Origin of the sequence: Spirosoma endbachense, assembly GCF_010233585.1 — a bacterium.
Taxonomy (GTDB): domain Bacteria; phylum Bacteroidota; class Bacteroidia; order Cytophagales; family Spirosomataceae; genus Spirosoma; species Spirosoma endbachense.
Window position 1 is genome coordinate 5,110,347 of sequence record NZ_CP045997.1, and the last position, 11,131, is coordinate 5,121,477.

At 46.7% G+C, this 11,131-nt stretch carries 8 protein-coding genes; 5 read left to right on the forward strand and 3 right to left on the reverse strand.

Annotated elements, in window-relative coordinates; all coding sequences use genetic code 11:
- The first annotated feature begins 132 nt into the window (after positions 1-132).
- Positions 133-1,797 (forward strand): alkaline phosphatase PafA, encoded by a 1,665-nt coding sequence (gene pafA, locus GJR95_RS20595; protein ID WP_162387650.1) that lies wholly within the window; start codon positions 133-135, stop codon positions 1,795-1,797.
- Positions 1,798-1,861: 64 nt separating this feature from the next.
- On the opposite strand, the gene GJR95_RS20600 is transcribed toward pafA, so the two are convergent.
- Positions 1,862-2,629 carry a biotin--[acetyl-CoA-carboxylase] ligase gene (locus tag GJR95_RS20600; RefSeq protein ID WP_162387651.1) on the reverse strand — a complete coding sequence of 256 codons (768 nt, stop codon included), beginning with the start codon at positions 2,627-2,629 and terminating at the stop codon, positions 1,862-1,864.
- Between the two features lie 112 nt (positions 2,630-2,741).
- Here GJR95_RS20600 and rsfS point away from each other — a divergent pair, with 112 nt between their 5' ends.
- Positions 2,742-3,137, forward strand: coding sequence for a ribosome silencing factor (rsfS, locus tag GJR95_RS20605; RefSeq protein ID WP_162387652.1), 396 nt, complete (start codon positions 2,742-2,744; stop codon positions 3,135-3,137).
- Positions 3,138-3,260: 123 nt separating this feature from the next.
- Positions 3,261-5,291 carry an ATP-dependent zinc metalloprotease FtsH gene (gene ftsH, locus GJR95_RS20610; RefSeq protein WP_162387653.1) on the forward strand — a complete coding sequence of 677 codons (2,031 nt, stop codon included), beginning with the start codon at positions 3,261-3,263 and terminating at the stop codon, positions 5,289-5,291.
- Between the two features lie 74 nt (positions 5,292-5,365).
- On the opposite strand, the gene GJR95_RS20615 is transcribed toward ftsH, so the two are convergent.
- On the reverse strand, positions 5,366-5,857 hold the full coding sequence (locus GJR95_RS20615; protein ID WP_162387654.1) for a metallophosphoesterase family protein: 492 nt from the start codon (positions 5,855-5,857) through the stop codon (positions 5,366-5,368).
- A 93-nt stretch (positions 5,858-5,950) separates the two neighbouring features.
- Positions 5,951-7,630 carry a fatty acid--CoA ligase gene (locus tag GJR95_RS20620; RefSeq protein WP_162387655.1) on the reverse strand — a complete coding sequence of 560 codons (1,680 nt, stop codon included), beginning with the start codon at positions 7,628-7,630 and terminating at the stop codon, positions 5,951-5,953.
- Between the two features lie 491 nt (positions 7,631-8,121).
- Here GJR95_RS20620 and GJR95_RS20625 point away from each other — a divergent pair, with 491 nt between their 5' ends.
- Both GJR95_RS20625 and GJR95_RS20630 read left to right on the forward strand, forming a co-directional pair.
- Entirely contained in the window at positions 8,122-9,306 is a 1,185-nt protein-coding gene (locus GJR95_RS20625; RefSeq protein ID WP_162387656.1) for an alpha/beta hydrolase, read from the forward strand.
- Between the two features lie 221 nt (positions 9,307-9,527).
- On the forward strand, positions 9,528-11,114 hold the full coding sequence (locus GJR95_RS20630; protein ID WP_162387657.1) for a hybrid sensor histidine kinase/response regulator: 1,587 nt from the start codon (positions 9,528-9,530) through the stop codon (positions 11,112-11,114).
- Positions 11,115-11,131 lie beyond the last annotated feature (17 nt).

An 11,131-nucleotide genomic window follows, 5' to 3' on the forward strand; every position in this document is an offset into this window, starting at 1 on the left:
GCAAGATATACTCGTGGAAAGGAGTTTAGGATTTATCGGGCTTTCGTAAACGCTTCATTTGGCCCGTTGGTCAGCCCATTGATTTGTTTGTACCTTTGCCAAAAATGCACCCAATCAAATAAGCACGGCTTCATGCGCCTATATTCGTCTGTCTTGCTGCTGTCATTACTGGCGGCAACGACCTTTGCTCAAACTAAAAAAGCGGCCACGCCTGTAGCTTCGGCTTCTCACCAGGCATTGCCTCGCCCCAAACTTGTTGTCGGTATTGTGGTTGACCAGATGCGCTACGATTATCTATATCGATACTATAATAAATATACGACTGGTGGATTCCGGCGAATGATGGATGGGGGCTTCAATGCCCGGAATAACCATTATCATTATGCGGCTACCTATACGGGACCTGGGCACGCGGCCATTTATACCGGATCTGCTCCTGCGCTGAATGGTATCGTTGGTAATGATTTTTATGAACGGAATATTGGTCGCCTGATGTACTGCGCCGAAGATACTACGGTCAATACGGTCGGAAACACCGGAACTGCCGGCAAAATGTCGCCCCGTAATCTGCTCGTAACAACCATCGGCGATCAGCTTAAGCTGGCTACCGATGGACGAGCTAAAGTGGTTGGCATTGCGTTAAAAGACCGGGGCGCCATTTTGCCCGCTGGTCATGCTGCAAATGGTGCTTACTGGTTCGATTCAAAAGACGGTAATTTTATCAGCAGTACTTTTTACCAGAATGAATTACCGAAATGGGTACAGGATTTCAATGCCCGCAAATTGCCCGAGCAATTCATCAGCCAGAAATGGGAACCAACGCTGGCAATGAATCAATACACCGAAAGTACGCCTGACGATGAGCCCTACGAGACCGTACTGGCGGGCGAAACGAAATCCATTTTTCCTCACACGTTTGCTATTCAGGCGGGTGGCAGCAAATATGAACCGTTAAGAACCAGCCCCTACGGCGATCAGATTACCAAAGAATTTGCGCTGGCAGCCATAAAAGGTGAACAACTAGGACAGCATGATGTAACGGACATGCTTTGCTTAAGCTTTTCATCGCCCGATTATATCGGTCACGCGTTCGGTACGCATGCGATCGAAACGGAAGATAACTACATCCGGCTCGATCGTCAACTGGCCGATATTTTTGCTCAGCTCGACGCAACTGTTGGCAAAGGTCAGTGGCTGGCGTTTCTATCTGCCGATCACGGTGTGGTCGATGCGCCAGGCTTTTTACAACAATACCGGATTCCGTCGGGCGTGAAAAGTTACGGCGAAGTGGGCGATGTTGTCAAAGCGGCACTCGAAAAAGCCTATGGACCAGGACAGTGGATGCTCTCCTATTTCAATCAGCAGGTTTACCTGAACCATGCCTTGCTAACGGAGAAAAAGATCGCTATTCAGGACGTTTATGAATACCTGAAGAGCACATTACTCAAGCAGCGGGGTATTGTCAACGTTATCAATCTACATAATCTTGGGGCAGAAGCTCTACCACTGCTTCAGGAGAATCTATTCCGCAACGTTTTTCATCCTAACCGCAGTGGTGATTTCTACGTTATGCAACCACCGGGCTGGCTTGAAGGCCGTACCAAAGGCACAACTCACGGCACAACCTACACGTACGATACGCACGTTCCGTTCCTGATCTACGGTTGGGGCGTTAAGCCGGGGCAGACATTCCGCCGAACCCACATCCACGACATTGCGCCCACCGTTACGGCTCTGCTCAGTATCCTGGAACCTAGCGGCTGTATTGGCAATCCGGTAGAGGAAGCAATTAAATAAATGAGTGAAAGAGCTAATGAGTGAAAGAGAGAAAGTTGTCTGCACTATTCACTCATTAGCTCTTTCACTCATTGATAAAGGCCACTTCTTTGAACCCAAAATACCTCACCTGTTCCCCTTCGGCGATCGCCAATCGCCCTACGGCATCTACGCCCACAATTGTACCGCGAAATAATCGTCCATCATTCACGAAACTGTGTTCTTCCTGATAGCGATAAAGTGTTTGTAAATAATTGATCTTTAGATTATCACGATGGCCTGAACGCAGTTGAAGGTAACGTTGTTCTATTTTCTCGCATAGGGAATTGAGAACACCTGGTAGGTCGTAATTGTCGGGAAGCGGTGCCTGTTGCTGTAAGGATGTGGCCGTTGAGTAACTAAATTCAGTTTGGTTGATGTTCAGACCGACACCAATGACTGACCAGGCAATACTCTGCCCTTGTAAACTGTTTTCGATCAATATCCCACCTAATTTCCTGTCTTCTACGTATATATCATTCGGCCATTTAATGCGCAACGGTACGCCTATAAGTGGTTGTAACGTGTCATATATACCGAGTGATATGGCCATGTTGAGCCAGAATTGTTCGGCTGGAATTAGGAAAGATGGTTTGAGAATCAGCGAAAATGTCAGGTTTTGAGCGGGTTTTGCTTCCCAAACGTTGCCTCGCTGACCGCGACCAGCCATTTGATTGTCTGTTACGACAATAAGGCCTTCAGCCGGGTCTTGCTGGGCAATCAAAGCAGACGCTTCGTCGTTAGTAGACTGACAGCTTGGCAGATATTTAACTATTTGCCCGACAAAAAGCGTTTTGGGATAGATTTTGTACAAAATATTGTATAGTTTAGTAGTAGGAAGTCAATGAATGGTGCTCTGGATGTTTATATATCCATTATGTAAAGTACCCGCTGGTTGGCTTATCGTGCAATGTTAAACCGAAAGCATGAGAATTAACAAAAGCAATGAGTTTTCAGCCGAGCAAATCCGTGATTTTGTAGTACGGGGTATGCTGGAAAAAAAAGGGCAGGATATCGTCGTAATGGACCTGCGTAATGTAAAAAATGCCATTTGCGATTATTTTGTTCTTTGTTCGGGTAATTCCGACACGCAAATTGATGCCATCTCGACCTCAATCGAGGAAGAAGTTTATAAAGCCAGCCGCCAGGACCCCTGGCATAAGGAAGGTAAATTGAACCGGGAATGGATTTTACTTGACTACGTGGATGTGGTTGCCCACGTATTTAAAAAAGACCGCCGGTCGTTTTATGACCTTGAACAACTCTGGGGCGACGCCGAAATTCAGCATATCGACGAAAGTATGCTGGCAACGGTGAGCTAGGAACAAGGACATTTTCAACCGTCTATCGGACAGGTTTACCGCCTGTCCGAACCATTCCGTTATAGAAACATTAGTCTTCGAAACGGTGTTACTGTTAAAATCCGTTATGTACAACCTGAGGAAATGTCAGAAAACAATAATAGAAATCCGTTAGTACCCCGGGGTGGTCCGAGAAAACCTAATTTTCAGGGGTGGATTGTTGCGCTGCTGATTGCTGCTATTCTGGGTATTACGTTCTTCAACAAAAGCTCTTCGACGCACGAGATTTCGCAAAAGCGTTTTGAGCGGATGGTGAAAGAACGTGAAGTTGCCGATGTCGTGGTAGTTAACGATAAAATTGCTGAGGTAACATTAACCCAGCAGGCAGCTCAAAGTCCGAAATACCGCACTCTTTTTGCCGATAAGCCTTATTTTGGGTCGAGTCATGGCCCTCATTTTCAGTTTCAGGTTGCCTCTGGTGAATCGTTCAAGAAAGATCTGGATGTGTTGCAGCAGGGCGTTCCTGATAATGAGAAAATCGATTTTCGATTTGAAAGCCGAAGCGACTTTGGCAGTATCATCAGTACCTGGGGCTTTTTGATCGTCATGATTCTGGCTATGTATTTTCTTCTGGGCCGGATGTCGGGCGCTGGAGGGCCAGGTGGTCAGATTTTCAACATTGGTAAATCTAAAGCCGCTCTGTTCGACGCCGATAATAAGGTGAAGATTACCTTCAATGATGTAGCGGGTCTGGATGAAGCCAAGGAGGAGATCAAGGAAATTGTTGATTACCTTAAAAATCCGACCAAGTTTACCAAGCTCGGTGCCAAAATTCCTAAAGGGGCTCTATTGATTGGCCCTCCAGGTACCGGTAAAACCCTGCTTGCTAAGGCCGTTGCCGGTGAAGCGGGTGTGCCGTTCTTCTCGCTGTCGGGTTCTGACTTTGTTGAAATGTTCGTGGGCGTTGGTGCTGCTCGTGTGCGTGATTTGTTCAAGCAGGCGAAAGAGAAAGCTCCCTGTATCATTTTCATTGATGAGATCGACGCAGTTGGTCGTTCGCGGGGCCGTGGCTCGATGCCAGGTGCCAACGACGAACGGGAAAATACACTGAACTCGCTGCTGGTTGAAATGGATGGATTTGCTACCGATTCCGGTATCATTATCCTTGCCGCTACCAACCGTCCTGACGTACTTGACTCTGCCTTGCAGCGTCCGGGTCGTTTCGACCGTCAGATCAGTATCGATAAACCCGATATCGTAGGTCGTGAGGCTATCTTCCGGGTGCATTTAAAGCCAATTAAACTGGCCGCTGATGTTGATCCCAAGGAACTCGCTGCGCAAACACCAGGCTTCGCCGGGGCTGAAATTGCCAACGTTTGTAACGAAGCCGCTCTGATTGCAGCTCGTAGTGATAAAGAGGCCGTTGATATGAAAGACTTCCAGGATGCGATGGATCGTGTCATTGGTGGTCTGGAGAAGAAAAACAAGATCATTTCTCCCGAAGAGAAAGAAATTGTCGCTTATCACGAAGCCGGTCACGCTGTAGCTGGCTGGTTCCTCGAACACGCCGATCCGCTCGTAAAAGTAACGATTGTGCCCCGTGGTGTCGCGGCACTCGGTTACGCGCAATACCTGCCGCGCGAACAGTATCTCTACCGTACCGAACAGCTTATGGACGAAATGTGCATGGCGTTGGGTGGCCGGGCTGCCGAGGACCTCATCTTTGGTAAAGTTTCGACGGGTGCTCTGAGCGATCTGGAGCGTATAACGAAGCTTGCTTACAGCATGGTGACGATGTATGGTATGAACGACAAAATCGGTAATGTATCGTTCTACGATTCGAAACAGTCGGATTACTCCTTCAATAAGCCTTACTCGGAAGAAACCGCCAAGCATATTGATGAAGAAGTCCGGAAGATTGTCGATATCGCCTATACCCGTACGAAAGACCTTTTAGCTGAACATCGTGAGGCTCTGGAAATCATTGCTAAGGAATTGCTTGAGAAAGAAATTCTGTACCAGAACGATCTGGTGCGTTTGATTGGCAAGCGTCCATTTGAGCGTGAAACGGTTTACCAGGCTTATAAAAATAAAGGCATAGCCGAAGCACTGAAAGAAGAAATCGGTAAAGAAGCTAAGCCTGCCGAAACGGAGCCCGAATCGCTTCCGTTGTAAGCAAACGAGTTCTGAATACACAAAAAAGGCATTTACCAGTTGGTAAATGCCTTTTTTGTGTATTCAGAACTCATCTATTTTTTACCAAGTTCGATCACCTGCATATCCAAAATCCGGCCAGCGTCGAGCGTAAATCGGATTGCTGTTCGCATCTGATGGAATCCTGTTTTACCAGCCGCACCGGGATTGATAAACAGAATCCTGTTCATAACTGGATCGCGAACAACTTTGAGAATGTGAGAGTGGCCACATATAAAGATATCTGGCGGGTCAAGCTGCAAATTGGGCCGAACAATGGGGTTATATCTGGGCGGAGTGCCCCCAATATGCGTCATCCAGACAGCTAATTCTTCCAGATTAAAACGAAGATTTAAGGGCAAATCACTCGATTCCTGATCGATATTGCCACACACAACGCGTAACGGCCTGAATGATCGTAACTGATCGGTAACCGACGGCGCACCAACGTCGCCTGCATGCCAGATTTCATCACACTTGTCGAAATGGGTGAAAATTTGCGGATCAAGGAAACTATGCGTATCAGAAAGCAGGCCGATTCGGGTCATGTTGCAGATTGAGCCGCACTGGCGGCTGTAGACAATTGGTGAACTTGCGGATGCAAATGAGCCGCAAGGTACTTCCAAAACACAAACGGCTCGTTAGGAAAGTATCTGCTCTTTCATTTCTGATCGGATACGCTTCTTATCAATCTTGCCTACACTCGTTTTAGGAATTTCGGGCACGAATAGTATTCGGTCGGGCATATACCATTTATGCAATTCACCACGATCTATTCTGGACTGCAAGCCTGCTTTGATCCCTTCTGTAGTCAGATTATAGCCGGGTTTCTGCACGATGAGCGCATGAGGTCGTTCGCCCCAGCGGTCGTCGGGCAAGCCAATTACGGCCGATTCAGCTACGCCCTCTACCTGCGATAAAGCATCTTCCATATCGAGCGATGATACCCATTCACCGCCCGTTTTGATCACATCTTTGGTTCGGTCGGCTACCATAATCCAGTGATCGGGTGTTATGCTGGCTACGTCGCCGGTATGAAGCCAGCCACCACGCCATAACTCAGCACCCCGTTCGGGATCGTTGTAGTAACCTTGCGTTGCCCAGGGTGTTCGTACAACAATTTCGCCTAGCGTTTCGCCATCATGGGGCAAAAACTGACCGTCTTCGTCTACTAACCGTGCTTCTACGAATGGTGCAATTCGACCCGCACGTGTGCGAAACTCGACTTGCTCCTCTACTGGCAAGGTCCGTTCGCTATCGTTTAAGTAAACTACGGATAGGATAGGAGCAGTTTCGGACATGCCATAGCCTGCCGTCACATTAATGCCTAAATTCAAAGCGGCTCTGGCCAGCCCTTTTGTTAATGCCGAACCACCGATCAGTACGCTCCAGCGGCTAAAGTTATCATGATACTGTTGTGCAAGCGGACTGTTGACAATCATATTTAGAATGGTTGGAACACAGTGGGAAAGTGTAACGCCTTCTGTAACAATCAATTTGCAGAGCATAGCGGGTTCATACTTACCCGGATATACCTGTTTCGCTGCCATAAGTGTGGCCAGAAACGGAAATCCCCAGGCATGCACATGAAACATGGGCGTAATGGGCATATATACATCCGTGCGCGATTTAAATGGCAGTGCTTCATAGCCAATCAGATACGTAAGCAGGCCCATTGTGTGCAAGAACAACTGCCGATGGGAGAAGTAAACTCCTTTCGGATTACCGGTTGTACCGGTCGTATAAAATGTTGTTGCCCAGGTGTTTTCGTCAAAATCCGGGAAATCATAATGATCAGATACGTCTCGGAGTAATGCTTCGTATTCACCTGAAAACCCAGTTGGAACCTGCCCAATCGCATTAAGGTCCGTGTAAACTTTATCGCTTATTAAAACAAACGTCTCGACGGTTGTTAGCTGATCTTTTACCGCATTTAGAATGGGCAGGAAATCTTCATGCATCAGCACGACCTTATCCTGCGCGTGGTTCATCGTATACAGAATTTGAGCAGGTGAGAGCCGCACGTTGACCGTATGTAGAATAGCGCCTATACTTGTCACGCCAAAAAAGCACTCCAGATACCGGTGACTATCCCAGTCGAACACCGCAACTGTATCGCCCGGTTTAACGCCAAGACCCGTCAGTACATTAGCCAGCCGCCGAACACGCCGGTTAAACTCGACATAGTTCATTCGGAATAAATCCCGGTAAACGATTTCACGATGCGGTTCATACTTAAGCGACTCTGCCAATAGGTTTTTTATAAGCATCGGTGGCTCAAAAGCTTCGGTAGTGCGGGGAATAAGTTTCGTCTGGATCATAATTGGCGATAGTCTTTATGTAAAAAACGTAAAAAACGGAATCAGGTTGAACTATCAGAAGAAAAAATAGTGATTTACTGAAAAGGTTAGCGTTTGAGCAAGAGAATCCTGTCTATTTTGTTACTTACTCTCATAGGTTGGTCGCAAAACACGAAAGAAATTCCAGCCTCCTGACAAGTTGGCAGTAAATGCCTTGTCTATCAAGGATAAAGATTGAATAGTCAAAGCTGAATTAAACACATGGTCTACTAAAGCAGTATAACTCGCCGGAAAGAGAGGTGATACATCGCTGTTTAATTGCGTGAGTCAGTGAATTGAACCGATGGAGAGGAGATGTTGTGAGGCCGAAACTTTGTAGATTATCAAGGGATCAAAAACCAGTTCTTTCGCTCAGGGTTGAAGAGGTGTGCCACAGTTACTGGTTCTGCTCATGTTAACCGTAGCACACCTCTACACTCCTGAACAAAAGGACTAAAAGACATAACCTAACTATGAGAATAAGCCGGACTTGCTATTTTGCTATTGTAATTGTGGTAGCAGGAAGTCATTGGGTAAGAGCACAACAGGCGCATGTTAATCTGGACTGGAATCCTCAGAAGAATACCCAGAATCTGGTCCCGTTTGGCGCTAATCTGATTTCGCCTGACGTGCGCGATGATCATACAGTGACATTCCGGTTAAAAGTGCCTGATGCAAAGCAGGTTTCGCTAACCGGCGGGCCGCTTTTGCTGGCACTGGGGGCTAAAGATCCTATCCCATTTCAGAAAGCAGCCGATGGAATCTGGTCGTTGACCGTTGGGCCGGTTAAGCCCGATATTTACGTGTATAAATTCATTATTGACGGGCTAACTGTACCTGATCCGAATAATACCCTAACGGGCTTTGCCGACCAGCCCGGCTACAGCAATCTGGTCGTTCATGGCGATGGCCCGGCTTATTACGATGCACGCCCTGTGCCACATGGAGTGGTTAGCCGTCATATCTATCATTCTGACGTACTTAAGGGCGAACGCGAAATCTACGTGTACACTCCACCTGGTTATACCCCGAAAAAGAAATACCCGGTACTTTATCTCATGGGCGGAAGTGGTGAACTGGCATCGACGTGGAGTATTGACGGGCGGGCCAATTTTATTGCTGATAATCTGATTGCTGAGGGTAAAATGGTGCCGATGCTGATTGCGATGCCCAATAATCAGGTAGTGCACCGAAGCGATCCGAAGCATACTGAACAAACATTTCCGCTGATCGAGGAAGAGCTTAAAAAGCAGATTGTGCCCTTCATCGATAAAACATATAGTACACGCGCTGATCGAAAAGGCCGGGCATTGGCTGGTTTGTCGATGGGTGGTCGGCACACGCAGCTAGTGGGGCTTAAAAATCTGGATTTGTTTAGTTCGTTCGGTATTCTGAGTGCAGGCGATCTGGAAACAGAGACTGTCAGTGCAGGTTTTCTGAACGATCCAGCAGCAAATCAAAAAGTTGACTACCTCCTGGTAGGTCAGGGAACTGGCGAAGTAACGACCATAGGAAAGCGAGCGGTTGCGCTGCACGAAGCCCTGCAAAATCACCAGATCAAACACGATTATTATGTAGGGGGCGATGGAGCACATGACTGGGGAACCTGGCGCCATTTGTTGTATTACAGGCTCCTGCCCAGCTTATGGCATAAGTAAGAACTTTAGGTAAGGCCGTATAAAAACTAAAAACCCTTTTTGCACGTCGTAAACTCCATATATTTGGATGCACCTACCTGGCTGCTATATCTTCACATAACAATTTCTGAATGTATTGCATTTAGAGTTTAGTAGTTCATAGCAAGCCCTCATAAATGCGTTCTCATCCAGAACAATCGCTATGCGATTCGATGCCAACGTTATAAACAGTTATTCTGAGTATGGTTCTTATTGTTGATGATAGGCCAGAGAATATTCTTCCGCTAAAAAAGATTTTAGAGCTTCATAAGTTTTCAGTCGATACCGCAGAATCAGGCGAAGAAGCGCTAAAAAAGATTCTTAAAACAAATTATTCCGTTATTATCCTGGACGTACAGATGCCCGGAATGGATGGCTTTGAAGTAGCCAATGCCATAACGGGGTTCAGCCGGTCAAAAGACACATCAATCATTTTTTTGTCGGCGGTCAATACCGAAAAGAAATTTATTACAAAAGGATACACCTCAGGCGGGGTCGATTATTTAACGAAACCAGTTGATCCTGATATTCTGGTCTTAAAAGTTAAAACACTGCATCGGCTCTACGAACAGCAACAGGAGCTAAGAGCAGTTCAGGACTCACTGCGAAACGAAGTTGATGTAAGAAAGCAGGCCCAGGAAGAACTGGCGGATCGAATACAGGAGCTTCGGCTCGTATTGGCTTCACTGCCACAGATGGCGTTTACGGTCGCTACTAATGGGCGAATCGAATATGTGAACGAGCATTGGTTTAGCTACTCGACCAACCAGACTGACTTTCCACAAACGCATCACGACGATGAAGACATTAGTAACGAATGGCCGATCTATCTAGAAAAAGGAATTGAGTTTACGCGCGAAGTGCGTCTGAAGGAGATCGCTTCCGGAGCGTATAGATACCATCTTTTACGAATCATACCCATAAAGCAACAGGATGTAATCGTGCGATGGGTCGGAACATTCACGGATATACATCCGCAAAAACTAGCTGCAGAGCTGCTTGAAGAACAGGTTGCAACCCGGACAAGAGAGCTATTGCTGAAAAATTCCGAGCTAGAAACCACAAACCATGAGCTTCAGCAATTTACCTGGGTCGTATCGCACGATTTAAAAGAACCGCTTCGTAAAATTCAGCTTCTTCATGACCTCATCAAAGAGAAATACCTGAAGGAAAACCCGGAAGCCATTTCGTATCTCGACCGATCGATCAGATCGTCGGCTCGTTTATCGGGTCTGATCGATGACCTGTTGTCGTATTCCCAATTGGCCATGCCTGCGGTGTTCAAGCCCACCGATCTAAATAAGTTGATTGATGAAGTTCTGGTCGATTTTGAGGATACTATTAGCAAACAGAAAGCAATTATCACTATAGATACATTACCAATAATCGATACCATTCCGGGCCGGATCAGGCAGGTCTTTCAAAACCTGATCAGTAATGCGCTTAAGTTTTCCCGACAGGATGTTGCCCCGATTATTACAATTAGTGCAGAAATCATCGAGAGCAAGCAAATCGATAGTGAGCCGGCGCCCGGCGGTAATTTTTGCCGCTTTCTAATATGTGACAATGGAATTGGATTCGACGAAAAGTTTCTGGACCGGATCTTCATCATTTTTCAACGGCTCAATAACCGGACCAGCTACGAAGGTACTGGTATTGGGCTGGCCATTGCTAAAAAGAATATCGATAAGCATAATGGGCTCATTTCGGCCAAAAGCCGTGTGGGCGAAGGAACATGTTTCATCCTTATTCTACCTGTTCATCAAGTGAATGAGCCCATTGTTAACTAATAAGCGTTTATTAACCC

What these genes read in the sequence shown, in the direction of transcription:
- pafA (WP_162387650.1), top strand. Translation starts at nt 133, where the DNA reads ATGCGCCTATATTCGTCTGTCTTGCTGCTGTCATTACTGGCGGCAACG.
- rsfS (WP_162387652.1), top strand. Translation starts at nt 2,742, where the DNA reads ATGAGAATTAACAAAAGCAATGAGTTTTCAGCCGAGCAAATCCGTGAT.
- ftsH (WP_162387653.1), top strand. Translation starts at nt 3,261, where the DNA reads ATGTCAGAAAACAATAATAGAAATCCGTTAGTACCCCGGGGTGGTCCG.
- GJR95_RS20615 (WP_162387654.1), bottom strand. Translation starts at nt 5,857, where the DNA reads ATGACCCGAATCGGCCTGCTTTCTGATACGCATAGTTTCCTTGATCCG.
- GJR95_RS20620 (WP_162387655.1), bottom strand. Translation starts at nt 7,630, where the DNA reads ATGATCCAGACGAAACTTATTCCCCGCACTACCGAAGCTTTTGAGCCA.
- GJR95_RS20625 (WP_162387656.1), top strand. Translation starts at nt 8,122, where the DNA reads ATGAGAATAAGCCGGACTTGCTATTTTGCTATTGTAATTGTGGTAGCA.
- GJR95_RS20630 (WP_162387657.1), top strand. Translation starts at nt 9,528, where the DNA reads ATGGTTCTTATTGTTGATGATAGGCCAGAGAATATTCTTCCGCTAAAA.